The following is a 22,641-nucleotide window of genomic DNA, read 5'->3' as shown; positions in this document are numbered from 1 at the left end:
TGCTTGAAAACCTGTCCTGATCCGCTCCTGAATGAGTAGACACTCGCGAAAGAGTGCTTTATCTGCGACGCAGGGTGGAGCGCCCCTTCGGCATTCAATGCCCGCGACTATTGCGGATCAATTCATAGGCCCGACGTACCAGGGGATTGACGGTGTTGGGCCGAATCCACAGGTGGTAGGTGACGTCGGGCAGGCGCGGCAACCCGTCGTTTTCACCCAGCACCCGCATGTCCGGGCCGAGCATTTCCATGCTTCTGGGGGTGACGCCGAGACCTGCACGTGTCGCCGCCTTGATGCCGATCAGGTTCGATGCGAGGTAAGCCTGGCGCCAGGCAATGTTCGCACGCTCCAGGGCTTCCAGGGCGTAGCGGCGGTAGATGCTTGGCTCATCCACCAGAATCAGTGGCAGGGGTTCGCCGGGGGTGTGGATGTAATCCGCCGAACAGATCCACCACACCGGTGAAGTGCGCAGGGCGAAGCCTTCGAGGTTCGGGTCTTCACGGGTAGAGATCACCATGTCGACCTTGCCGCGGTGCAGATCGTCCATCAGGAAAGGGCTTCGGCCGACGTCGATTTCCAGACGCAAACGCGGCGCCGAGCGCGCGATGTGACTGAGGATCGGTGGCAGGATGGTGTCGGCGATGTCATGGGGCGAGCCGATGCGCAGTACCCCGCTCAAGCTGCTTTCACGCAGGGAGGTCAAGGCATCGTCGTTGAGCGAGAGCATTTGCCGGGCGTGTCGCAGCAATTGCAAGCCGGGTTCAGTGAGGTGCTTTTGCCGTCCACGCTTCTCGAACAGGCTGACCCCGACCTGTTGCTCCAGGCGTTGCATGTGTTGCGTGACGGATGATTGCGTGCGGGCCAGTTGCACACCGGCCTCGGCGAAACTGTGGTGATCCACGACGGCAATGAAGGTGCGCAGCAGTTCGAGATCAAGCGTCGACATGGCGTTTTCCCGGGGGGCGTTTTACATCAGCAGTGCAAACATTAATATCAGATATCGTTATGTGTTTGTAAGGCTTTAGCGACCTCGATTAGCGAGTTAGCCAGTAAATACTGGGGATAATGACCAGTTGCATAGGCTGATATACGGCAAGTTATAACGATATTAGATATTTGAATTTCCGTTACCTCAACGCGATACCTACGATGCCATCACACCGGATCGGGGAACGCCGATCATCCATTGGGGGGGAAATCCATGTTGCTCAAGCACGCGCCTTTAAAACGATTATTGCCCGTGATGTTAGGTTCCTTGATCTCGCTGGCCATCAGTGCCGGCGTCCAGGCTGATGCAACCCTGGACAAGATCGAGCAACGGCATGTGCTGGTGGTCGGTGTTCTGTTGTCGGGAGGCCCATTTGGCGGGATTGATCCGGCCACACAGAAGCCGCGTGGATTGAACGTCGAACTCGCTAAGGAACTGGGGCGGCGATTGGGCGCTGAGGTGGAGCTGGTGCCGGTTTTGCCTGCCAATCGCGTGCAGTTTTTGCAGCAGGGCAAAGTCGATCTGCTGATTGCCAATATGGAATGGACCGCCGAACGCGGCGAGATTCTCGGGTTTGTGCCGACGCCGTTTTACCGCGTAGGTGGCACCGCTGCGGTACTCAAGGACAGCAAGATCAGTCGCTGGGAAGATCTCAAGGGCCAGCCGGTCTGCACCTCCCAGGGCAGCAGTTACGTGAAGCCGCTCACCGGGTTGGGCGCTGAAATCAAGGCCTTCAAGAGCTCGTCCGAATCCTTGCTGGCGTTGCGCGGCAACAACTGCGTCGCGGCGGTGCATGACGCCACGCTGGTCAATCCGTTGATCGCTGACAGTGCCGAATGGCAGGGCTATCGGACCATCACACCGGAACTGAACCCGGCGCCTTCGGTGATCTGGACCCGCCGTGGTGAAAGCGACACCCAGGCCAGGCTCGACCCCATCGTCAAGGACCTGCACCGCAGCGGCTGGTTAATTGAAGCCCAGACCCGCAACCACATCACACCCGCATCACCGGCACTGGTCGAGTTGCAAAAGCAGTTCCAGGCCAACGGCGCCTGACTCCGGTTCTTCACTTCATCGTATCCAACAGGCCGTCGTGCATGAATCGTCATTTTTCCGCCAAAGTCCTGACCTCGCTGTGCCTGGCCGGCGCTGTTGCCATCGCGACCGCGACCGACAACGTCGCTGAAGCCGGACGCCGCATCGCTCGGGCCTGCGCGCAATTGCGGGGCACAGCATGAGTCACTGGCTGGAGCTTTTCGTCCACTGGACCGCCGGATTCGGCCTGAACTACAGCTTTCTGCTGGACGCCTATCAGCGAGGATCCCTGGAGCAGGGTGCACTGACCACGGTGTTGTTGTGCCAGTTCACCATCGTCGGCAGTTTGCTCGCCGGTGTCGGCCTGGCGGCGATGCTGACGTCGGGCAAACCGTGGCTGGCGAAACCGGCACGGGTGTTCATTGAGGTCACCCGCAACACCCCGACGCTGGTGCAGCTGTATTGCGCGTTCCTGGTGTTGAACATGTTGCTGACCCAGGCTGTCGGCGCGGCGAATCCGCTGACGCCCTTCGCCTGGGTGGTGATCGTGATCTCGCTGCACAAGGGTGCCTTCCACGCCGAGGCCTTGCGCGCCGGCATCGAGGCCGTACCGGTGGTGACGCTGGAGGCGGCCAGTTCGCTGGCATTGAGCAGTCGTCAGTTGTTGTGGAACGTGCAACTGCCGCTGGCCCTGCGCTTCGCGTTGCCGTCGCTGATCAACAACCTGATCGACCTGGTGAAGATGACTGCCGTTGCCTCGGCCATTGCGGTCGGCGACATCACCTACGCGTCGATCATGATCTGGACCCAGAGCGATAACGTGCTCGAACTGATGATTCTGATCCTGAGCTTTTTCGGCCTGCTGAGTTTTATCGTCAATTGTGTGGGGCGCTACCTTGAAGCGCGCCTGAGGATGCCCGGTTATGGCCATTGAATCGTCCGCCATCGCACCGGTGACCTGGCCGCGTCGGCATGTCGGCAAGCTGTTGCTGTTGGTCTGCGCCGTGCTCTGGTTGGTATGGTTTGCCCCGCAAAGCCCGGTGTTGAAGGCGCTACAGCAATGGTCGCCGGCCCTGGCCGCAGGCTTTGGCCAGAACATCCTGATCAGTCTGGTCGCGATCGCATTGGGTTCGCTGCTGGGGTTGCTGGTGGGTGCGCTGGCGTTGTCGCCGCTGCGTCTGCTGCGCTTGCCGGCACGGATCTGGGTCCAGGTTTTCCGTAATGCGCCTTGGCTGGTGCTGATCTATTTCACCACCTATGTGTTCCCGTTCGAGATCAGGATCGGCAGCGCCTATGTCTCGTTCCCCGACTGGGTCAAGGTCACCCTGGGATTGGCGTTGCCGGCGAGTGCCAATGTCGCGGAAATCTTCCGTGGCGCCATTGCTTCGATCCCGAGCACGCAGTGGGAGGCGGCGCGTTCGCTGGCGTTCACCCGCGGACAGATTTTTCGTTCGATCATCCTGCCGCAGTGCTTCAAACGCATGTTGCCGCCGTGGATGAACCTGTATGCGGTGATCACCATGGGCACGGCGCTGGCCTCGCTGGTGGGCGTACATGACGTGATCGATACCGCGCAGATCGCCAGCAACACCGTGAACATGACCGGCTTCACCGTGGTGATCTACCTGAGCCTGCTGGTGCTGTTCTTCGCTTATTGCTACCCGATTTCCCGTCTCACTCAACGCCTGGAGCGACGTTATGCCTTCTATTGAAACTGTCGCCGAGCCGCTGGTGAGCTTGCGCGATCTGCACCTGTCGTTCGCCAGCAACCCGGTGCTCAAAGGCATCGACCTCGACGTTCACCGTGGTCAGGCGGTGTCGATCATCGGCCCGTCCGGTTCCGGCAAGTCGACCATCCTGCGCTGCATCACCGGGCTGTTGCAGCCGCAGCGCGGCAGCATCCGCGTCGGTACCACCGAGGTTCACACCCTGGTCCAGGAAGCCCAGCGCATCGAGTTGCGCAAGCGTGTGGGGTTTGTGTTTCAGCAGTACAACCTGTTCCCGCATCTGTCGGTGTTGGAGAACCTGGTGATTGCACCGCGCAAGGTGTTGGGGCGCAACCGGGCCGATGCCGAAAAAGAGGCGCGTGCCTTGCTGGCCAAAGTGCGTATGGAGCACAAGGCCGATGCCTACCCGGGACAACTGTCCGGCGGCCAGCAACAGCGAGTGGCGATTGCCCGGGCGCTGGCGATGCGCCCGGAACTGATTCTGTTCGATGAAGTGACGTCCGCCCTTGATCCGGAAACCGTCGGCGAGGTGCTGACGGTGATCCGCGAGTTGACCGAGGAGGGCATGACCTGCGTGCTGGTCACCCACGAGATGCGTTTCGCCGAAGAGATCAGCGACATCGTCTACTTCACCGAAAACGGCGTGATTGTCGAGCACGGTAGCGCCGCACAGATTTTTCAGCGTCCGACCAGCGAGCGCACTCAGGAATTTCTACGCCATGCCGTGGGTGATCCGGGCCGTCGTCCTGCCGTCGCCAACGATCCTTATCTGCTGACCAACCTGGGTCGCTACAGCCTGTCCGTCTAAACCGAGGAGCCTGTTCATGAGTACCGAAAACCGTGCCGCCGTCATCGAGGATTTCCTGAAGAAAATCCGCGTCATCAACCAACGGGGCGTTGACCGTGCCGCGCTGGTGGAAATCGTCGCCCTGCTCGAAGCACTGGCCGAGCGTCGTGACCTGTTCAATTTCGACGCGTTTCCCGCGCCGGTGCCGGGGCAGGGCAGCACCGCATTTCGCTACCGTCTCAATGACGACGGCGATACGCCAACGCTGTACCTGAACTCGCTGTTGCCGGGCAAAAGCACCATCCCTCACAACCACGAAACCTGGGCGATCATCAGTGCCGTCGAAGGTCAGGAGATCAACTACGTTTACCGCCGTGATGACGAAGGTCGCGAGCCGGGCTTCACCACCCTGCATCTGGAAAAGGAAGTCATCGTGCAACCCGGCACGTCGATCTCGTTTCTCGGTGAAGACCTGCATGGCATTCGCGTTGAAGGTGAGCAGGCGACCTTGCATTTCCATCTCTACGGTCTGCCGCTGGAGTCCCTCAACGGTCGCTACGGCGTTGAGGCCGACGGGCGCATTCTCAATTACAACGCCTCGCAAATGGCGCCGTCGATCAAGGCCTACGCATAAGTGGCGGCCAACGAGCGCTCTCTGGCGCTTCAATAATTCTCTTTCGAACAGGACTCCCATGAGCCAGACCGTAACCCCAGGGCAATTGCAGCAGTGGCTGTTCGACGGGCAGGAAATCGCCCTGTTTGATGTGCGCGAACACGGCCAGTATGGCGAAGCCCATCTGTTTTTCGCGGTCAACCTGCCCTACAGCCGACTGGAGCTGGAGGTGCGGCGTCTGGCGCCGAGTCCTCAGGTGCGGCTGGTGATCCATGACCAGAATGGCGGCGATGTAGCCATACGTTCTGCCCAGCGTCTGCATGTGTTGGGGTATGACCGCGTGCACGTTCTCGAGGGCGGTGCCGATGGCTGGCAGGCTGCCGGTTACCAGCTGTTTGCCGGCGTGCATGTACCGTCCAAGGCTTTTGGCGAGTTGGTGGAAGAGGTCAGTCACACGCCGCATGTCACCGCACAACAACTGGCCGAATGGCAAACCCGGGGCGAGCCCCTGGTGGTGCTCGACGGCCGACCGTTCGATGAATATCGCAAGATGACCATTCCCGGTTCTGTGTGCTGCCCGAATGGCGAACTGGGGTATCGCATCCATGATCTGGTGCCGGACGATAGAACACCGGTCGTGGTCAACTGCGCCGGGCGGACACGCAGCATCATCGGCGCCCAGACGCTGATCAATCTGGGTTTGAAAAACCCGATCTACGCGTTGGAAAACGGAACCCAGGGCTGGTACCTGGAAGACTTTCCGCTGGAGCACGGCAGCTCTCGTCGTTATGCCGATGCCGTGTCCGATGCGCCCTTGGCCACGCAACGACTGGCGGCCGCCAGACTGGGAGAGCGTTGCGGTGTGAAAACGGTTGAAGCTGCCCAGGTCGAGCAGTGGGCCAAAGACACCGGGCGCAGCCTGTTTCTGTGCGACGTGCGCACCGCTGAAGAGTTCGCTGCCGGCAGCCTGCCCGGTGCACAACACGCGCCGGGCGGGCAGTTGATTCAATCCACCGATCTGTATATTGGCGTGCGCCGGGCGCGGCTGGTGCTGATCGATAGCGATGGCGTGCGTGCGCCAATTGTCGCCAGTTGGCTGCGCCAGTTGGGGCACGAGGCGTATGTGCTGGCAGGTGGCGTCAGCAGCGGTCTGGCGTTGTCCGCAGGTGAAGTGATCGCCCACGACCTGTTGCCATCGATCACGGCGCGGGCGCTGGCCGATGCGTTGAAGGATAACGCTGTTGTGCTGGTCGACTTGCGCCCGAGCATGGCCTATCGCAAGGGCCACATCAGCGGCTCGCGTTGGTCGATCCGTTCGCTGTTGGCGACGCATGTCGCGGATGAGCAGCGGCCTCTGGTGCTGATGGCCGACGATCCACTGCTGGCCGCGTTGGCTGCCCAGGAATTGCCTGAAGCCCAGCGTGCACAAGTGCGGCTGCTGGACGGCGGGCTTGATGCCTGGCGTGCAGCGGGTTTCGCCGTGCAGGAAACCCCGGACACCCCATCCAATGATCAATGCATCGATTTTCTGTTCTTCACCCACGATCGCCACTCCGGCAACAAGGACGCGGCGCGTCAATACCTGGCCTGGGAAATCGGCTTGCTGGCGCAGATGAGTGACGACGAACTCGCCAGTCTCAAGCCGCTGCAACCTCAGATTCGTGAGAGCACACGTGTACGCACTCGTCTGGTTCATGCGGCGCGCACCAAGCCAGGTGTCGGCGGTCGGTCAGTCAACGTGCCAGTCACCCGTTTAAGCACCGTGCTGTTCGACAACCTGGCGCAAATGCGTGACGCTCGAGCCCGCCGTGATCACGAGCGTGTGCTGAGTTACGGTGCCCGTGGCAACCCGACGGCGTTCGCCCTCGAAGACTTGGTCACTGAACTGGAGGGGGGGTATCGCACGCGGTTGTTCGGTACCGGTCTGGCGGCGGTCGCGCAGGCGTTTCTGGCTTACCTGCGTCCCGGCGATCATGTGCTGATCACCGATGCGGTGTACGCACCGGTACGACGTCTGGCCCGGGAGTTTCTCGAGCCCTTTGGCATCCAGGTCAGCTACTTCACCCCGGACGGCAGCGATTTGCAGGCCCGACTGCAAGCCAACAGCAAAATGGTCTACACCGAAGTGCCAGGTTCCTTGCTGTACGAACTCTGCGACCTGCCGGCCATCGCCGCCCTGTGCAAACCGCGAGGCATCCTGCTGGCCGTCGACAACACCTGGGGCTCGGGTTACCTGTACCGACCGCTGGCACTGGGCGCGGATATCTCGATCATGGCGCTGACGAAGTACCTGTGCGGCCACAGCGATGTGGTCATGGGCAGCGTTTGCACCCGGGAAGAAGTGTGGCCGGCACTCGCATCCATGAGCGACAACTTTGGAGCAACCGTCAGCCCCGACGACGCCTATCTGGTGCTGCGCGGCGTGCGAACCCTGGCGCCACGCCTGGACGTGCATGAGCGCCAGGCTCTGCAAGTCGCCCATTGGCTGCAAGCGCACCCCCAGGTAAAACGGGTGTTCCATCCGGCCTTGCCCGATCATCCCGGCCACGCTTTGTGGCAGCGGGACTTCACGGGCAGCAACGGCCTGCTGTCCTTTGAGCTGAAAGAGGCGGACGCTGGATATGTCGAGCGCTTCATCGATGCGTTGCAGTTGTTTGGATTGGGCGCGTCCTGGGGCGGTTATGAAAGTCTGATCACCGTTGCCGATACCAGGGATCGCAACAGTGCGGCGCATCGCTCATTGAATCCGGTGTTGCGATTGCACGTTGGGTTGGAGGATGTTGAGGCGTTAATCGAGGATTTGGGGCGCGGGTTTGGGGCTTTGGGGTAGGGCTGCAATCGACCCATTGCGCACGCTCAGCGCTTCTCTTGGGAAGCGCTGAGCAAATATCCGATTCGTACCTCGTCGACGTTTTCAGCCAGATTTCTACAACCTGGTAGGCAAGCACTGCCATTTCGGGCCGGTTTGAGTCCTGGTTTCGCAGGTTGGCGGTGCATCGCCCGCGTTGCAGGCGAATTGATCCCGTGGCTTGGCACTAGCGACGATAGTAGCGGCGATCGTCCTCGTAGCGGTGGCGCATGGCCCGATCCTGGTGGTACTCCCAATCACGATGGCGTTGCGCTTCTCGGCGGTCTTGCTCTCTGCGCCACTGATCTCTTCGCCACTGATCTCTACGCCAGTCGTCTCGGCGCCAATCGTCTCTACGATCGTGCCAACGGCCGTCATGCCAGTATCGGTCGTCATGGGCAAGCAACGGCCCTGGCTGCTTGCCGGCCATACTGGCCAAGGTCGGCCAAGGGTTGCCGGCAGCCTGGGCCGGAGCCTGAATGGCTGCGACTTCAGTTGTGAAAACAGGGGTTGAGGTCTTCATCTGTGTTGCTGATGCCGAGCCCACTGCCGCGAACGCGAACAGGCCGAAGAGCACCATCCGTGGGTCATGGAATTTCATGAGCGAAGACAACCTCTGATTGACAATGGGACGTGTGGCCATCTGGCTGCGGGAAACCTGCGGGTTCGCGCTCAGCGAGTGGATGTGCCTATCCACATAGACCGATAAATAGGGAAAAGTTCTAGGCAGCCGCTGTTTAAATAGCCAACGGCCTTAGTGTTCGGCCCCTTTGAGGTTTGCTGTCTCGAAGTCCGCCCCTGGCCGATAGCGCCCTGGCTTGAAGGGCTGCAATCGACTGTGGATTCAACCGGTCGATGTAACACAACTAAATTCTGTGTAAGCAGAAGGCGTGTTGCAGATGAAGCAGAGACCTCGGATCTATTACACCGAAACTCAGAAAAAATTGACGTGGGATCACTGGCAGAAATCCTGGCACAAGAGTATGGCTGCGGTTTTGAGCCCGATAGCCGCTGCGCAATGTCCTGGCGGGTGCCCGAAGACCCATAGCTTGCTTCAGATGCCTCCCCGGTTTTATCCGACGGGAGCAAGCCCCTTCGCCACAGGTTTGGAATTGGACCCGCCAGAAGGGCGGGTCCGAAGGGGGATCAAAGTTTTGGCAATTGTCCGATGCGGCCCATCATTTCGGTCACGATCTGCAAGTCCAGCAGGAATTGCTCGGTGGTCTTGAACTCGTTGTCGTTGTGGCCGGTGTATTTGAGGTTCGGCATGGCCAGGCCAAATTGCACGCCGTTGGGCAGTTCATGCACCGACGTGGCGCCGGCGGAGGTGCCGAACTTGTGTTCCATGCCGAGGTTTTCGCTGGCCACCGCGAGCAGGGCCTTGACCCATTCACCCTCGGGGTTGCGGTACATCGGTTCGGCAATCGACAGGTCGAAGGCCGGTGCTATCTGGGTCTTCTTGCTCCAGGCGTCCAGCTTTCCGGCGATTTCGGATTTGAGCGCTTCAGGTGATTTGCCCTTCGGCACGCGCAGGTTGACCGCGAGTTTGAAGGCTTTGTCATCCATCCCGACATAGGTCAGGGAAGCGGTCAGCGGGCCCATGAACTCATCGGCAAAACCGACCCCCAACTTGCCACCCAGATAGTCCAGTCCCCAGTTGTCGGCGGCGTAGCGGGCGGCGTCAGTGATCTGGTTGTGCTTGAGCGCGACCTTGCCGTCGAGGCTATTGATAAAGTCGAGCATCCTGGCCACCGGGTTGACACCGGACTCAGGCTCGGAGGAGTGGGCGGAAACACCGGTGACCGTCAGCTTGACGTCCTTACCGTCGACCCTGGCGGCCACCTCGAAGTTGCCACCGTTGCGCTTGGCATACTCGGTGCCGGCCTTTTGCAGGCTGGCGGCCAGTTCGGCGGGCTTGTCGGTCACCAGGGTCGCCACCGATGTCGACGGAATCTGGTTGGTGGCCAGGCCGCCGGTCATCGAGGTGATTTCCGCGCCTTTGCCTTGAGCGTTACGTTTGGCGAAGCTGGCCATGACCGTGCCGTAGCCTTTCTCGGCGATCACCACCGGGTAGCCGCCATCCATCGCCAGGTTGTAGTTGGGGGTCGGGTTGCGTTCGAAGTAGTAGGGGATAGCGTCGCCTGTGGTCTCTTCGGTGGTGTCGACCAGTAGCTTGAAATTTCTGGCCAGCGGCAGCTGCTCTTCCTTGATGATCTTCATGGCGTAGAGCGCCACCACGATGCCGTTCTTGTCATCCTCGGTGCCGCGGCCATACATGCGATCGCCGACCAGGGTGACCTTGAACGGATCGAGGCGGGTGCCATCCTGCAGCACCCAGTTCTCCGGCGTCACCGGCACCACATCGGCATGGGCGTGAATGCCCACGACTTCATCGCCGGAGCCTTCCAGGGAGATCTCATAGATGCGGTTGTCGATGTTGCGAAAGTTCAGGTTGAACGCCTGGGCGAGGCCCTTGATCTTCTCGGCAATCTTGAGGAATTCAGGATTGTCGTGCTGGTTAACACCGTCCACGCGCACGGTCGGAATGGCCACCAGCTCCTTCAAGGTTTCGGTGGCCGCGCTGCCGTATTTCACCCGGGCATAGAGGCCAAGCAGGCGATGGATTTCATTTTGCTGCCCGGCGGTAAGCGTCTTGTTTTCGAGAAACGCACGGATGGCCGGGCCGAGGTCGTTGGTTTTGGCGACATCGCTCTTGGCCAGACTTCCCAGGAACTGCCTGAAATCCTTGACCGATGCATCACTGAAGGTCTTGAGGATGATCGCGTTCTGTTGCGGGGTGATGTTGGCGTGGGCAGCGGTGGTGAACGATGAAAGGCTGGCGAGCATGAGGGTGGTCGCAGCCAGGTGCTTGAGTGAAAAATCCATTGCTGGGGGCATTCCTTTGCAGGCGGTTTGTAAGAAATATCTGATCGCTTGATCAGAAACATTTGCAAACTACCACCACGAGCGTGTGAAACGGGAGCCCCTGAAGTGGGATCTGTCGCACAAAAATGCAAAAGCGGCGCAGAAACGAAAAACCGCTCTATCAATGTTTACATTCCGCCATCACCACTTGGCAGGTATTCGGTGTGCCGCCGGATCGGCCCGCATAACGGATGCAATTATCCAGGGATTTCTGGCGAGCCATGTCCAGGGTATCGGCCCAGGCGAGGCCACCTTCGCCGACAGTGGGGAGGGCTTTTGCATAGCAGGTTGAACCAGTGTTTGGGGCTGAATATCGAGCCGTGGCGGCTTTGCCTGAACATCCCGCTGTCAGTGCCAGGTCGATGGCGAGCAGGGAAAGCAGGATCCATGGCGAGCATTGGCGCGCAGTTTTTCCCGTCATCCCGGTTCCCCTGTATCAAGAGGTGTATTCAAGGTCGTGCCTATTCAGATTAGGCCCCAATCAGGACCTCATCCACCTTCGGCCGGGTTTTGCCTCTACCAATAGAGTTATGTGTTTTTGGTATTAGTGCTATCCGATTGCATCTATTCATAAATTAATACCTGAGCGGTAAGTTGCATCCCTGCGATTACAAGTCGAGAGCAACTCATGACCCAGGATTCCATCCGCAAGTACGCGCACGCAGCAATCAAGGCGGGTACGCTCTGTTTCACACTGACTACCGGTGCACTCGTGGACGCTGAGGAGCGCAGCCCGCTGATCATCAAGGAACAGGGAAGCCTGATGGCCGGCGGGGGGCTGATCACCCAACCAGGTCGCTTTGATCCCTACAAGCCGATGATGCCTGATGGCCAGACCTACCATGGGGACCATGTGTATGCGTTCTATCAGGTGCCGGTCGACGCTCACCCGTTGCCCATCGTCATGTGGCATGGCGCGGGGCAATCCGCGAAGTCCTGGGAAACCACGGCCGATGGCCGGGAAGGGTTCCAGAACATCTTCCTGCGCCGTGGTTTCTCCACTTACCTGATCGACCAGCCGCGCCGTGGCGATGCGGGGCGTAGCCTGGCGGAAGCGACGATCAAGCCGGTGCCGGACGAGCAACTGTGGTTCAACCAGTTCCGCATTGGCCTGTGGCCCGAGACCTTCGAGGGCAGCCAATTTCCCCGTGGGCCGCAGGCACTGGAGCAATTCTTCCGTTCGATGACGCCCAACACCGGTCCTTACGACATTGAAGTCGCCTCCGATGGCGTGTCCGCGCTGCTGGAAAAGACCGGGCCGGCCATCCTGTTCACCCATTCGCAGGGCGGTGGACCGGGTTGGATGACGGCGATCAAGAGCCACAATGTGCGGGCCATCGTGGCGTTCGAACCGGGAAGCAGCTTCGTGTTTCCAGAAGGCGAGGTTCCGGCGCCGATTCCCAGTGCGTTCGACACACTCTCAGCACAGGTCGTATCGAAGACGCAGTTCGACGCGCTGACCCACATCCCCATTCTGATCGTCTACGGCGACAACATCCCGGACAAACCGGTTCGTTTGCCGGCACAGGACAGCTGGCGTGCCCGGCTTGAAATGGCTCGACTGTGGCGAGACGCCGTGAACCGCCATGGCGGCGACGTGCGGCTCATTCACTTGCCCGAGATCGGTATCAGGGGCAACAGCCACTTTCCGTTTTCCGACCTGAACAACGTCGAGATCGCAGACCTGGTTTCGCAGTTTCTCGCCGAGAAAAACCTGGATTGATAACGAGCATGGCAATCGCTGCCGCACACCCTTGGAAGCAGGAATTGTCAGGAGTATTCACATGATGCGAACCACGATAAAGGCCACTCTCATGGCCGCCATGATCGGCATGTCGGGCGTTGAAGCCGAGGCGGCGGACTACAAACAGAATCCCTACACCTTGACCTACGCTGGCGCGCTGGTGAAGAACGAGCCGGGCAAGGTCAACATCCACCCGGTCACCTACAAACTCAACGGCCTGGACATTGCCGCCAACGTCTACACCCCGGTCAATTATGACGCGGCGAAGAAATATCCGGCCGTCGTCGTGGCGCATCCCAATGGCGGCGTGAAAGAGCAGGTCGCCGGCCTGTACGCCCAGCGCCTGGCTGACCAGGGCTACATCACCATCACGGCGGATGCGGCGTATCAGGGGGCCAGCGGTGGCGAGCCGCGCAACATCGACAAGCCCGCGTACCGCATCGAGGACATCCATGGCATGGCGGACTTCATCGCCAGCTATCCCGGCGTCGATAGCACGCGACTGGGCTTGCTCGGTATCTGCGGCGGCGGGGGTTATTCGTTGAGGGCGGCGCAAACCGACAAGCGCTTCCAGTCGATCGCGACCGTGAGCATGTTCAACTCCGGGCTGGTACGCCGCAATGGTTACCGGGACTCGCAACTGTCGACGATCCAGGAGCGCTTGCAACAGGCTTCGGCTGCCCGCGCGCAGGAAGCGGCGGGAGGGGAGTTGCTCTATGTCGGCGACGCGAAGCTGACCGATGAGCAGATCGCCAAGCTGCCGTTCGATCTGTATCGGCAGGGTTACGAGTATTACGGCAAGACCCACGCCCACCCGAATTCGACCTTCAGGTACACCCAGAGCAGCCTGCTGGACCTGATGAGTTTCGATGCCACGGATCAGATCGAACTGATCGACAAGCCGTTGCTGATGATCGCCGGCAGCAAGGCCGACAGCCTGTACATGTCGGAGCAAGCGTTCGCCAAGGCCACCGGAACCCGGGACAAGAAGCTGTTCACCATCGACGGCGCGACCCATATCGAAACCTATTGGGTGCCTGAGTATGTGGACGTCGCCATTGGCCAGTTGAACGCGTTCTACGCCAGAACGCTCTGACCTTAAGGATCCTTCATCATGAAAAACACGCTTTTTGGCATCGCGGTGTGTGCCGCGGCTCCCTTCGCCGGTGCTGCGGATGCAGACAGTATCAGTGAACCCAGGGCCGCCCAGCAGATCAGCCGAGCAGGCAGCCAGGCTCCGGTCGCGGGACCTGAGGATTACTTCACCGGGCGGGTGCGCGTCGATCCGTTGTTTCCCGCCACGGGCGAGAACAATGCGTCTGGCGCTTACGTCACCTTCGAGCCGGGCGCGCGTTCGGCCTGGCACACCCATCCTGCCGGCCAGCGATTGGTGGTGGTGTCCGGTGTGGGCCTGACGCAGGAGTGGGGCAAGCCCGTGCAGGAAATCCATCCGGGCGATGTGATTGTCTGCCCGCCGGGTGTCAAGCACTGGCACGGGGCTGCTCCGGCGAGCGTCATGACGCACCTGGCCGTGACCGGTACGGTAGAGGGCAAAAGCGTGCAGTGGCTGGAGAAAGTCACCGATGACCAATACGGCGCCCGGGGTCCTGTTGAGCCGCAGACCTTGCCTGCGGCTCAACCCGCCTCAGAGACGTTGTCCGCCAGACAGCAGGCCATCCCGTTGATTGCCGCCGCCATGGCCACGAGCAATATTCCCCGACTCAATACGGCTTTGAACCAGGGGCTGGATGCCGGGCTGACGGTCAGCGAGGCCAAGGAAATACTGGTGCAGCTCTACGCCTACAGCGGCTTTCCGCGCAGCCTCAATGCACTGGGCGAGTTGATGAAAGTGGTTGACGCGCGCAAACAGCACGGCGTTCAGGACGATCCGGGGCGCGAGCCCGGTCGCGTCATTCCCGTCGGCGATGAGTTGCTGTCGGTCGGCAAGGCCAACCAGACGCGCATTGCCGGAGCACCGGTGCAGGGGCCGTTGTTCGACTTCGTCCCCGTCATCAACCAGTACCTGCAAGCGCATTTGTTCGGCGACATTTTCGAGCGCGACAACCTTGACTGGCAAAGTCGCGAGCTGGCGACCGTCGCAGCGCTGGCTGCCACCCCCGGCGTAGAGTCACAACTGCGCTCGCACATGGTCGCCAGCCTGCGGGTCGGTCTGACCGTCGCGCAATTGCGTCAGCTGACCCGGCTACTGGCCGATCAGGGCGATGCCGATGCGGCGAAGCGGGCCGACAAGGCTCTCGACGCCACCCAGGCCAATCAGCCCGGATAGCGAAGGGTTTCGCGCAGCAAGGTAAAGGCCGGCGAGCTCTGGCGCCGGCTCGGGTAATAGAGGTGGTAGCCAGAGAACGGCTCGCACCAGTCCGCGAGCACGCGGATCAACCGGCCCTGCGCGACATGCTCCTGCACCAGGTCTTCCGGCATATAGGCCAGGCCCAACCCTTGAAGGGCGGCCTCCAGGCGCATGGCAATGTTGTTGAACACCAGTTGGCCTTCGACGCGGACGTTCAATTCCTGGCCATTCTTCTCGAACTCCCACAGATACAGCCCACCGTAAGTCGGCATGCGCAGGGTGATGCAGTTGTGCTGCATCAGATCAATCGGGACGTTTGGCTTCGAATATCGGGCGAAATACGCCGGGGAGCCGACCACCGACATGCGCATATCGGGGCCGATGCGCATGGCGATCATGTCCTTGGCGACCTGCTCACCTAACCGGACGCCGGCGTCGAAACCTTCCGCGACGATGTCGGTCAAGCCGTAGTCGACGATGATTTCGATGTTGAGGTCGGGATTGTCCGGCAGCAATTTTGCGAGCACAGGGTGCAGAATCGTGATCGCTGAATGCTCGCCGGCCGTGATCCGCAATTTGCCCGCCGGCTTGTCTCGAAATTCGTTGAGCAACGCGAGCTCGTTATCGATCTCTTCGAACCTGGGGGTGATCACTCGTAGCAGATGCTCACCGGCTTGCGTCGGCGAAACGCTGCGCGTAGTGCGAGACAGCAACCTGACACCCAGTCGATCCTCCAGCTGGCGCATGGCGCGGCTCAAGGCCGGCTGCGACATACCCAGCTTGGCGGCGGCACGGGTGAAACTGCGCTCTTGTGCCACGGCCGAGAAGATCGCCAGTTGGTCGTAGCTTTCGACGGTCATTGATACGCACCTGTTATGAACCGGTTGCGATTATGCCATTCACGGGACCAATCGTAGAGCTATAGACCACTGAACATACTGATGATCACGGCATTGACCAAGTCAATGAAAAAGCCACACACCAGCGGCACGATCAGGAAGGCCTGGTGCGCCGCACCGTACTTTTGCGTCACGGTCGACATGTTGACGATGGCCGTCGCCGTGGAACCGAGAGCAATCCCGCCGAATCCGGAAGCAATCACGCTGGCTTCGTAATCGCGCCCCATGAAGCGGAAGACCACAAAATACGTATAGGCGACCGTCAGCAGAATTTGCAGGGTCAATGCGCACAGAATGAACATCAGGGCGCCGTTGAGTTGCCATAGCTGAAGCCCCATCAGGGCCATGGTCAAAAACATGCCCAGACAGATATCGGAGATCAGCGACAGGCCCAGGCTGGCACCGCTCCAGGTTTTCAGTCGTTGATCACCCACAAAGGCCAGAACGAGGTGGTGAAGGACGATACCCGCGAACAGGCAGCTGACAAATTTGGGCAGGGTGATGCCGGCATCGACCAGCAGCAGATTGAGTCCATAGCCGAGCATCAGGGTCAGGTTGAGCCACATCCAGGCCCAGAGCACATCGTAGTAGTCCAGTGGCCTGCTCGGTTGTTGCTCGAGAATGCCGACTTCCAGCTCCGCATCCCTGGACGGCGTCAGTCGATAGCGACGTATCAGTTGGTTGGCGATAGGGCCGCCGATGACGCAAGCGGCAATCAGGCCGACGGTGTTGCTGGCGATGCCCAGTTCGTGCGCGTTACCGATTCCCAGTTTTTCGACGAACAGCGGTGCCCAGGCCAGGGTGGTGCCCACCCCACCCGTGAGGGAAATGGAGCCCACCATCAAGCCCGCCTTGGGATCAAGTCCAAAAACTTCGGCCACAGCCATGCCCAGCGAGTTCTGCAGAAGAATGAACACAGCGGCGAGTAACAGCAGGATCAGCAGCGGGCGCCCACCCTTGAGCAGTTGGCGCATGTCCGATTTCAAGCCAATGCCGGCAAAGAAATAGAGCAGCAGGGTGTCGCGAACTTGCAGATCGAATTCGATCTGGATATTCAGACCGAAGTAAAGCAAGGACGTCACCGCCGCACAGATGAAGCCGCCGACGACCGATTCGGGAATACAGTACTGACGGAGAAAAGCGTTGTGCTGGACGAGGGTTTTGCCGAGGAAAAGCAGGAGGATGGCGAGTGTAAAACTCACGAGGCCGTGAACCTGGAAGAGCTGTGAAGTCATTTAAGGCCTACCTAAATACTGAAAAATCATTATCAGGATTCGGTCATTCAATGTTTAGACCCGTATCAATGAACGGTCGATACAGCCAATGCCAGCCTTGCTCGTTCAGGTAGCCCCCCAATCATCAGCTACGTCTGTGCGCCAGGAGTGAGGACAGCCTAGCCTAAACGGGAAAGCCCATCCGGGTTGGCATAGGCCGCCATCACGCTCCCGATGGTCAATCAAACGGCTGACGTTAGCGCTTGATCAGAGAGATTTTCGTTCCCTCGATGCTGACCCCCGCCATCAGCCCTTGCTGGTCGAAGATGAACGCGTAGGCGTCGTCTTTCAGCGTCGAGCTGGACAGGTTCTTCGCAGCCCCCTCATCAACTACAACAACCGTAGGCCCTACACCGATTTCCCAGCCTTTGGTTTCGGCTACATATTTCACGGCTTTATCGGTCATCAGGAAAACCACATAGCCGTATGACTGGGCACCGGCCTGCAGCCCCCATGAACCGCTGACGGAGTTGTAGTAATTCTCTACTTTCGAGCCTTTCATCAGTACGCCTTCGCCATAGCTGCCGCCGAACACAAGACCCGCCTTGATGATGTTCGGGAAAACCAGCACCGCCTTGGCTTTGTGCGAGATGGTTTCGGAGAATGGATGGGTCTTGTAGAGCGTTTGCAACGCCTGTCGAGCGTCGGCATTCAGATCCTCGGCGCTGGCCGCTGCGGCATTGTTCAGGAAACTGGCCGATGCCAATGTTGCAATCGCGAGGAAGAACGAGAGGAAGAACCGCATTGATTGAGTCATTTGCGTACTCCGCTGAGGGAGCAATGGATGAGAGCAGCGGTCAGCGCCTGCGTCAGGCAGGAACCGAGTCCGCTGAGGTTATCCGGCGCACCCTGAAATGTGTGAATTGCAAACTTCGCTCGTGAAGGAAGCTGGCTTGGGGCCACTGATCACTTGCGATGCCATCAGATATTATGACCACTGCGTCATGGCCGGGTTCGCTGCCGGATTTGCCGGGCCCAGTCGAAGAACAAGTCAAGCTCCGGGATTTCGAGTGGTGGCCGGTGGCGTCGATTGAATCCGAGGATGTGCGGAAAGGGTCGAAAAGATGCGCAAACGATACGACCAGAGGCGGCAGGTAAAGCCAAACCCCAGAAACGACAAAGCCCTGAGTAATCAGCTTCGTTTGTTTCCGCAAACGAGCGTTCATCGATCCTCTGTATGCCGCTAAAATCAATGGTTGGAATCTTACTTGCGGAAACGAATTCTGGCGTGTTTTCGGGAGCGTTGAAAGACACCAATCGACCCAATATAGCTGCCTGTCATATCAGGCATCAACCGGCCAAAAACAGTCACTCCCTTGTAGTAACACGCCTGTCTGTTACAGATATCAAGACTGGCGATTGGGCTGCTCGGCCTTTTTACCGAAGGTCCCGAGTTCAACCGGATCCTTTGTAGAACAAGCAGATAGACATGCTAGGTGGGGTTCGACCTCGCCTGTCCCTATAAACTATGAATTTTCGCTGGCTGACCACATCGAGGGTAAACATGCGGAGCCTCGATTCTCTCCTTGAGCTTGGCAGCATAGTCCTGAGCACTTTTTTCATGCCGAAACTGAACTCGTCTGATGCCAAAACATACAGACCAAAGAGCTTCGCTTTGACTGGATAGGTACTCGATTTTCACTGACATGATCATGTCTCCAGGGCGCAATCCAAGGGTTAAAAGTGGATTTCAGCGGTCTTGAGGCCCAAGTCTCGAAGCTCGGCGATCAGGTCATCCAGATGCCCGAAAGACTCGACTTCCTCGTTGTCATCAACCAAGAAATAACTTCTCCCGGCATCCTTCTTGAAAAACACGATCCACTCCTTGGGGTTGGTCGGGTTTGCGATCACATGGGTGTCAAAGGTCACGCCTTCGGCGTGTTTGCTTTTCACAGTTTTACGATTCATGTCAGTCACCACGCTACACGCGCTCTCAAGATTCTCTATTTGCAGTGCATGCCCGCCCAGCTCCATCTGAACTTTCTCTATAAACATCTCCAACCGCACGAAGCAGTGGATCAAGGGCATTTCAATTATCACTGTATGTTAATATTATGCACATGCATCCACTGAGGAGCTAGCCATGATTGCGATAGGTGAGGCATGGAAGGCGGGGTTGTTGGGGCGAGAGCATTGGCTCCGCAATTTGGTGTCTGGCGTGATCGTCGGGGTCGTGGCGCTCCCCCTTGCAATGGCGTTTGCCATTGCATCTGGCGTCAAACCTGAGCAAGGCATCTACACCGCAATCATCGGTGGTCTGCTGGTTTCACTCTTTGGCGGAAGCCGCTTGCAGATTGCCGGACCGACAGGTGCGTTCATCGTGATTCTGGCGGGAGTCACGGCCAAGCATGGTGTTGACGGTCTGCAAATCGCCACGATGATGGCGGGGGCCATGTTGTTATTGCTGGGGATGGCCCGCCTCGGTGCAATCATCAAGTTTATCCCCGACCCGGTGATCGTCGGATTCACTGCGGGCATCGGCGTGATCATCTGGGTCGGACAGTGGAAAGACTTTTTCGGTTTACCGACGATCAGTGGAGAGCACTTCCATGAAAAGCTCTGGCATTTGCTACAGGCGCTCCCGGATCTTCATATGGCCACCACCCTGCTGGCTGCACTCAGTCTTTTCCTGGTAATCACCGCTTCCAAAATTCCCGGTCTCAAACGGGTGCCTGGCCCGCTAGTCGCAATGGCGGTAGCTACAGCGATACAGTCAACCTTTCATTTCGATGGGGTAGCCACGATTGGCAGCGCATTTGGTGGCATACCTCAAGGTCTTCCAGCGTTTAGCCTGCCTGAAATCACGCTGTCTCGCGTCATCGATTTGATTGGTCCGGCTTTCACTATCGCCATGCTTGGAGCGATCGAATCGCTGTTGTCCGCAATGGTGGCCGATGGCATGGCGGGCACCAAGCATGATTCCAATCAGGAACTGATCGGTCAGGGGGTGGCTAATTTGGTCACGCCATTGTTTGGCGGCTTCGCAGCTACCGGCGCCATTGCCCGTACTGCAACCAATATCCGTAACGGCGGCACAAGCCCGCTGGCCGGCATTATGCACGCGGTCACCTTGGTGCTTATTATTCTGTTTCTGGCACCTCTAGCCTCAAATATCCCACTGTGCGCCTTGGCCGCCATTCTTTTCGTGGTCGCGTACAACATGAGCGAGTTGAAACACTTCAAGCGCATGGTCCAGCGAGCCCCACGCGCAGACGTGTCTATCCTGCTCATAACCTTCAGCCTTACAGTGTTCAGTGACTTGGTGATCGCCGTGAATATCGGCGTCATTCTCGCGATGCTGCACTTCATGCGCCGCATGGCCTCATCTGTGGAGGTGCAGCAGATAGTCGAGCACGAACTTGAAGAAGAGTTGAGGGCCAATGGCCATGTTCACTTGCCGCCAGGGATACTGATTTATACGATTGAAGGGCCACTGTTCTTTGGTGCGGCTGAGACCTTCGAGCGTGTGTTAGCACAGACCCATACCGACCCACGTCTGTTGATTATCCGTCTGAAGCGCGTACCGTTTATGGATATCACAGGCCTGCAAGTGTTGGAGGAGGTCATTCAGCAGCTGCACAAGCGCAATATCGTGGTGAAACTCTGCGAAGCGAACACGAAGGTGCTCAACAAGCTTGATAGGGTGGGTATCCTGCAAGAAATTGGCCCGGAGCATTACCACGTAGACTTCAACACCGCGCTGGCTAAAGCTGTCAGTCACGTAGAGGGTACGTCGACCCTCTAGAGACTAACTGCCAGTATTGGGTTATGACTTGGTACTGGCGGCATGCTTGCTCTTGGTCGAATAGCTGGCGCCGTGAGTGTCCAGGTAGTCACGAATCAGTTGGCGGACAACCTGCGAAGACGTCAGGTCTTGTGCTGCACACAGTTCCTCGAAAGCTTTTTTCTTGACGGGATCAATGAGCACAGTGAGGCGCGCAGTCTTGCTTTCCATAGGGTATTCAATCGCTCAAGTCGCTGGATGTTAATCAAATTGTAATTGCCTTGTTCTGTGCTGTCACTGTACAGGCGGCTTGCTGCTCGCCACCTCGACTTTACTCACAAGTAAAGATTTGGTTCTCACGGTGGGTGATGAGCCGGATCTGCTTCGACTCAGCATGGATAATCCCCATCCGGTAGGAAGGGAACAGATTCATTCCAAGCTGGCCGCCTGCCTGCAACGGGTCGACTGTGATCAGTCACGAGCGACCGGAAATGGCCGATTGCTGCCTGTGGGGAAGGGCAGTGGTGTGTCTCCCTGTCCCCCTACTTATTGGGACAGGATCGTGATTTCAAGCCCCCCGTTAATCCCCCATCTGCTCATCCAGTTGTCAGAGACCTCTCGCCTGTTCACGCCGCGAGGAGACGTTAAGCTATGCTGAGATCACTGCTCGTAATCGCTATTGGCGGATCACTCGGGGCCTGGTTGCGCTGGCTACTGATCATCACCGGCTTCTGCGGAGGTCTGACAACCTTCTCTACGTTCTCAGCTGAAACTGTCACCTTGATTCAAGAAGGCAGGCTTCTTTGGGCAATTTGCGCCATTTCGCTGCACGTCGCAGGCTCGCTGGCGATGACCGCCGCAGGGCTTCTCTCGTTTCAATTGATTGGCACGCGCTAGAGAGGTGAGCAGTCATGAAGGGCTTTTTGGTGATTTTCTTTACCCAGCAGAACCGCCGTCATCACGGAAAAATGCTGGGTGACTGGCTCGTCGATTTGGCCAAAGAAATGGGGCTGCGTGGGGCTACCTTGGCAACCGGTATCGAAGGGTTTGGGCATTCAGGGAAACTGCATTCCTCGCATTTTTTTGAGCTGGCCGATCAACCAACCGAGATCCGCTTGGCAATTACCGAAGAAGAGTTTGTTCGCCTGTTCGAACGACTTGAGGCCGAAGATATTTCCTTGTTTTACATAAAGACCCCGGTTGAGTTCGGAGACGTGGGTAGACAGGCCAACCAGTCCAATCACTAGACTAGACATCTGAAGCAGATGGGCGAGCAGCCTCTACGATCAGTCGTGAGATCAGACGCAACGGTGGCCACCAAAGTGCCCAGGACGGCCTGCCGGCGGTGCATACCGACCGGCATCCACCCTAACAAATCCGCCGCCGAGACGGCCGCCAAGGCGCGCCTGGCCGCGTTCAATCGATCCACTGCCGGGGTACGCCTGGAAATGGTCGGGCGCATCGACTTGTTTGCAGAAATGACGATCAACGTTCAGGGCTTCAAGGTCGGGCTCGATGGCGAGTATCTGGTGGATTCGACCGAGCAGGTGTTTACCCAGTCCGGCTGGACCACTACCGTCGAGTGCAACGGCGGCAAGAAGGGCAAGGCGAAAGCCAAGGCCAAGAAGAAAGCGGCAAAACCGGTCAAGGTCGTCAGCCTTGCCTAGGCTACAGAACAACCATCACGGCCCTGCGCAGCTTTTTATGCCTGGCGCAAAGCATGGGAGAGCGACGCACTTAGCGTCGAAGACGTATTTTCTGCCAGTTGT

The 22,641-nt window shown here is 58.7% G+C and carries 22 protein-coding genes and 1 pseudogene; 14 read left to right on the top strand and 9 right to left on the bottom strand.

All coding sequences use genetic code 11. The features are described 5' to 3' along the window. Positions 1-94 precede the first annotated feature (94 nt). A complete protein-coding gene (locus AC1D1M_RS01600; protein WP_477774214.1) occupies positions 95-946 on the bottom strand; it encodes a LysR substrate-binding domain-containing protein in 852 nt (283 codons plus the stop codon). A gap of 255 nt (positions 947-1,201) precedes the next feature. Here AC1D1M_RS01600 and AC1D1M_RS01595 point away from each other — a divergent pair, with 255 nt between their 5' ends. Genes AC1D1M_RS01595 through metC form a run of 7 tightly spaced genes read left to right on the top strand, consistent with a single transcriptional unit; the run spans position 1,202 to position 7,980 of the window. Next, a complete protein-coding gene (locus tag AC1D1M_RS01595) occupies positions 1,202-2,044 on the top strand; it encodes a transporter substrate-binding domain-containing protein (RefSeq protein ID WP_477774213.1) in 843 nt (280 codons plus the stop codon). A 41-nt stretch (positions 2,045-2,085) separates the two neighbouring features. After that, on the top strand, positions 2,086-2,226 hold the full coding sequence (locus tag AC1D1M_RS01590) for a hypothetical protein (RefSeq protein WP_477774231.1): 141 nt from the start codon (positions 2,086-2,088) through the stop codon (positions 2,224-2,226). Beyond that, complete coding sequence (locus AC1D1M_RS01585) at positions 2,223-2,957, top strand: amino acid ABC transporter permease (RefSeq protein ID WP_477774212.1); 735 nt, start codon at positions 2,223-2,225, stop codon at positions 2,955-2,957. Before AC1D1M_RS01590 ends, AC1D1M_RS01585 begins: the two co-directional genes overlap by 4 nt. Next, on the top strand, positions 2,947-3,735 hold the full coding sequence (locus tag AC1D1M_RS01580; RefSeq protein ID WP_477774211.1) for an amino acid ABC transporter permease: 789 nt from the start codon (positions 2,947-2,949) through the stop codon (positions 3,733-3,735). The genes AC1D1M_RS01585 and AC1D1M_RS01580 overlap by 11 nt, the downstream gene beginning before the upstream one ends. Beyond that, positions 3,722-4,558 carry an amino acid ABC transporter ATP-binding protein gene (locus AC1D1M_RS01575; RefSeq protein WP_477774210.1) on the top strand — a complete coding sequence of 279 codons (837 nt, stop codon included), beginning with the start codon at positions 3,722-3,724 and terminating at the stop codon, positions 4,556-4,558. The genes AC1D1M_RS01580 and AC1D1M_RS01575 overlap by 14 nt, the downstream gene beginning before the upstream one ends. A 16-nt stretch (positions 4,559-4,574) precedes the next feature. Then, positions 4,575-5,171, top strand: coding sequence for a cysteine dioxygenase family protein (locus AC1D1M_RS01570; RefSeq protein WP_477774209.1), 597 nt, complete (start codon positions 4,575-4,577; stop codon positions 5,169-5,171). A gap of 58 nt (positions 5,172-5,229) precedes the next feature. Then, positions 5,230-7,980, top strand: a complete 2,751-nt coding sequence (gene metC / locus AC1D1M_RS01565; RefSeq protein WP_477774208.1) for a cystathionine beta-lyase — start codon at positions 5,230-5,232, stop codon at positions 7,978-7,980. Positions 7,981-8,185: 205 nt separating this feature from the next. Here metC and AC1D1M_RS01560 read toward each other — a convergent pair whose 3' ends face one another. The 3 genes from AC1D1M_RS01560 to AC1D1M_RS01550 all read right to left on the bottom strand — a co-directional run bounded on the left by AC1D1M_RS01560 (position 8,186) and on the right by AC1D1M_RS01550 (position 11,344). Beyond that, positions 8,186-8,599 carry a hypothetical protein gene (locus tag AC1D1M_RS01560; RefSeq protein WP_477774207.1) on the bottom strand — a complete coding sequence of 138 codons (414 nt, stop codon included), beginning with the start codon at positions 8,597-8,599 and terminating at the stop codon, positions 8,186-8,188. A 545-nt stretch (positions 8,600-9,144) separates the two neighbouring features. Beyond that, on the bottom strand, positions 9,145-10,884 hold the full coding sequence (locus AC1D1M_RS01555; protein WP_477774206.1) for a dipeptidase: 1,740 nt from the start codon (positions 10,882-10,884) through the stop codon (positions 9,145-9,147). Positions 10,885-11,044: 160 nt separating this feature from the next. Then, positions 11,045-11,344, bottom strand: coding sequence for a hypothetical protein (locus AC1D1M_RS01550; RefSeq protein ID WP_477774205.1), 300 nt, complete (start codon positions 11,342-11,344; stop codon positions 11,045-11,047). A 207-nt stretch (positions 11,345-11,551) separates the two neighbouring features. Here AC1D1M_RS01550 and AC1D1M_RS01545 point away from each other — a divergent pair, with 207 nt between their 5' ends. The 3 genes from AC1D1M_RS01545 to AC1D1M_RS01535 all read left to right on the top strand — a co-directional run bounded on the left by AC1D1M_RS01545 (position 11,552) and on the right by AC1D1M_RS01535 (position 14,954). Then, complete coding sequence (locus tag AC1D1M_RS01545) at positions 11,552-12,646, top strand: alpha/beta hydrolase (RefSeq protein WP_477774204.1); 1,095 nt, start codon at positions 11,552-11,554, stop codon at positions 12,644-12,646. Between the two features lie 61 nt (positions 12,647-12,707). Beyond that, positions 12,708-13,763, top strand: a complete 1,056-nt coding sequence (locus AC1D1M_RS01540; RefSeq protein WP_477774203.1) for an alpha/beta hydrolase — start codon at positions 12,708-12,710, stop codon at positions 13,761-13,763. A gap of 18 nt (positions 13,764-13,781) precedes the next feature. Then, positions 13,782-14,954, top strand: a complete 1,173-nt coding sequence (locus AC1D1M_RS01535) for a (R)-mandelonitrile lyase (protein ID WP_477774202.1) — start codon at positions 13,782-13,784, stop codon at positions 14,952-14,954. On the opposite strand, the gene AC1D1M_RS01530 is transcribed toward AC1D1M_RS01535, so the two are convergent. The 4 genes from AC1D1M_RS01530 to AC1D1M_RS01515 all read right to left on the bottom strand — a co-directional run bounded on the left by AC1D1M_RS01530 (position 14,942) and on the right by AC1D1M_RS01515 (position 19,056). After that, a complete protein-coding gene (locus AC1D1M_RS01530; protein WP_477774201.1) occupies positions 14,942-15,835 on the bottom strand; it encodes a LysR family transcriptional regulator in 894 nt (297 codons plus the stop codon). The two genes, AC1D1M_RS01535 and AC1D1M_RS01530, sit on opposite strands and share 13 nt — an antisense overlap. A 59-nt stretch (positions 15,836-15,894) precedes the next feature. Then, positions 15,895-17,109 (bottom strand): sodium/glutamate symporter, encoded by a 1,215-nt coding sequence (gltS, locus tag AC1D1M_RS01525; RefSeq protein WP_477774200.1) that lies wholly within the window; start codon positions 17,107-17,109, stop codon positions 15,895-15,897. Between the two features lie 235 nt (positions 17,110-17,344). Next, on the bottom strand, positions 17,345-17,905 hold the full coding sequence (locus AC1D1M_RS01520) for a lipid-binding SYLF domain-containing protein (RefSeq protein ID WP_477774199.1): 561 nt from the start codon (positions 17,903-17,905) through the stop codon (positions 17,345-17,347). A gap of 920 nt (positions 17,906-18,825) precedes the next feature. Beyond that, positions 18,826-19,056 (bottom strand): hypothetical protein, encoded by a 231-nt coding sequence (locus AC1D1M_RS01515; RefSeq protein WP_046043128.1) that lies wholly within the window; start codon positions 19,054-19,056, stop codon positions 18,826-18,828. 175 nt (positions 19,057-19,231) lie between these two features. Here AC1D1M_RS01515 and AC1D1M_RS01510 point away from each other — a divergent pair, with 175 nt between their 5' ends. Beyond that, positions 19,232-20,893: a SulP family inorganic anion transporter gene (locus AC1D1M_RS01510; RefSeq protein WP_477774198.1), complete on the top strand. Its 1,662-nt coding sequence runs from the start codon at positions 19,232-19,234 to the stop codon at positions 20,891-20,893. A 21-nt stretch (positions 20,894-20,914) separates the two neighbouring features. Here AC1D1M_RS01510 and AC1D1M_RS01505 read toward each other — a convergent pair whose 3' ends face one another. Continuing rightward, positions 20,915-21,103 (bottom strand): ribbon-helix-helix protein, CopG family, encoded by a 189-nt coding sequence (locus AC1D1M_RS01505; protein WP_095077032.1) that lies wholly within the window; start codon positions 21,101-21,103, stop codon positions 20,915-20,917. Between the two features lie 420 nt (positions 21,104-21,523). Between AC1D1M_RS01505 and AC1D1M_RS01500 the strand changes: the two genes are divergently transcribed. The 3 genes and pseudogenes from AC1D1M_RS01500 to AC1D1M_RS01490 form a co-directional block, all read left to right on the top strand. Beyond that, positions 21,524-21,769 carry a CrcB family protein gene (locus tag AC1D1M_RS01500; protein WP_477774197.1) on the top strand — a complete coding sequence of 82 codons (246 nt, stop codon included), beginning with the start codon at positions 21,524-21,526 and terminating at the stop codon, positions 21,767-21,769. A gap of 14 nt (positions 21,770-21,783) precedes the next feature. After that, on the top strand, positions 21,784-22,119 hold the full coding sequence (locus AC1D1M_RS01495) for a DUF190 domain-containing protein (protein ID WP_477774196.1): 336 nt from the start codon (positions 21,784-21,786) through the stop codon (positions 22,117-22,119). Positions 22,120-22,199: 80 nt separating this feature from the next. Then, a pseudogene (locus tag AC1D1M_RS01490) lies at positions 22,200-22,539 on the top strand (phage late control D family protein); the annotation flags it as partial. Between the last annotated feature and the right edge of the window lie 102 nt (positions 22,540-22,641).

This window comes from Pseudomonas sp. P1_F7, assembly GCF_056405655.1.
This window is presented reverse-complemented; position numbering and strand designations above follow the sequence as displayed.

What these genes read in the sequence shown, in the direction of transcription:
- AC1D1M_RS01540 (WP_477774203.1), top strand. Translation starts at nt 12,708, where the DNA reads ATGATGCGAACCACGATAAAGGCCACTCTCATGGCCGCCATGATCGGC.
- metC (WP_477774208.1), top strand. Translation starts at nt 5,230, where the DNA reads ATGAGCCAGACCGTAACCCCAGGGCAATTGCAGCAGTGGCTGTTCGAC.
- gltS (WP_477774200.1), bottom strand. Translation starts at nt 17,109, where the DNA reads ATGACTTCACAGCTCTTCCAGGTTCACGGCCTCGTGAGTTTTACACTC.
- AC1D1M_RS01505 (WP_095077032.1), bottom strand. Translation starts at nt 21,103, where the DNA reads ATGGAAAGCAAGACTGCGCGCCTCACTGTGCTCATTGATCCCGTCAAG.
- AC1D1M_RS01510 (WP_477774198.1), top strand. Translation starts at nt 19,232, where the DNA reads ATGATTGCGATAGGTGAGGCATGGAAGGCGGGGTTGTTGGGGCGAGAG.
- AC1D1M_RS01580 (WP_477774211.1), top strand. Translation starts at nt 2,947, where the DNA reads ATGGCCATTGAATCGTCCGCCATCGCACCGGTGACCTGGCCGCGTCGG.
- AC1D1M_RS01535 (WP_477774202.1), top strand. Translation starts at nt 13,782, where the DNA reads ATGAAAAACACGCTTTTTGGCATCGCGGTGTGTGCCGCGGCTCCCTTC.
- AC1D1M_RS01545 (WP_477774204.1), top strand. Translation starts at nt 11,552, where the DNA reads ATGACCCAGGATTCCATCCGCAAGTACGCGCACGCAGCAATCAAGGCG.
- AC1D1M_RS01515 (WP_046043128.1), bottom strand. Translation starts at nt 19,056, where the DNA reads ATGAATCGTAAAACTGTGAAAAGCAAACACGCCGAAGGCGTGACCTTT.
- AC1D1M_RS01555 (WP_477774206.1), bottom strand. Translation starts at nt 10,884, where the DNA reads ATGGATTTTTCACTCAAGCACCTGGCTGCGACCACCCTCATGCTCGCC.
- AC1D1M_RS01575 (WP_477774210.1), top strand. Translation starts at nt 3,722, where the DNA reads ATGCCTTCTATTGAAACTGTCGCCGAGCCGCTGGTGAGCTTGCGCGAT.
- AC1D1M_RS01570 (WP_477774209.1), top strand. Translation starts at nt 4,575, where the DNA reads ATGAGTACCGAAAACCGTGCCGCCGTCATCGAGGATTTCCTGAAGAAA.
- AC1D1M_RS01585 (WP_477774212.1), top strand. Translation starts at nt 2,223, where the DNA reads ATGAGTCACTGGCTGGAGCTTTTCGTCCACTGGACCGCCGGATTCGGC.
- AC1D1M_RS01495 (WP_477774196.1), top strand. Translation starts at nt 21,784, where the DNA reads ATGAAGGGCTTTTTGGTGATTTTCTTTACCCAGCAGAACCGCCGTCAT.
- AC1D1M_RS01600 (WP_477774214.1), bottom strand. Translation starts at nt 946, where the DNA reads ATGTCGACGCTTGATCTCGAACTGCTGCGCACCTTCATTGCCGTCGTG.
- AC1D1M_RS01520 (WP_477774199.1), bottom strand. Translation starts at nt 17,905, where the DNA reads ATGACTCAATCAATGCGGTTCTTCCTCTCGTTCTTCCTCGCGATTGCA.
- AC1D1M_RS01560 (WP_477774207.1), bottom strand. Translation starts at nt 8,599, where the DNA reads ATGAAATTCCATGACCCACGGATGGTGCTCTTCGGCCTGTTCGCGTTC.
- AC1D1M_RS01530 (WP_477774201.1), bottom strand. Translation starts at nt 15,835, where the DNA reads ATGACCGTCGAAAGCTACGACCAACTGGCGATCTTCTCGGCCGTGGCA.
- AC1D1M_RS01595 (WP_477774213.1), top strand. Translation starts at nt 1,202, where the DNA reads ATGTTGCTCAAGCACGCGCCTTTAAAACGATTATTGCCCGTGATGTTA.
- AC1D1M_RS01500 (WP_477774197.1), top strand. Translation starts at nt 21,524, where the DNA reads ATGCTGAGATCACTGCTCGTAATCGCTATTGGCGGATCACTCGGGGCC.
- AC1D1M_RS01550 (WP_477774205.1), bottom strand. Translation starts at nt 11,344, where the DNA reads ATGACGGGAAAAACTGCGCGCCAATGCTCGCCATGGATCCTGCTTTCC.
- AC1D1M_RS01590 (WP_477774231.1), top strand. Translation starts at nt 2,086, where the DNA reads ATGAATCGTCATTTTTCCGCCAAAGTCCTGACCTCGCTGTGCCTGGCC.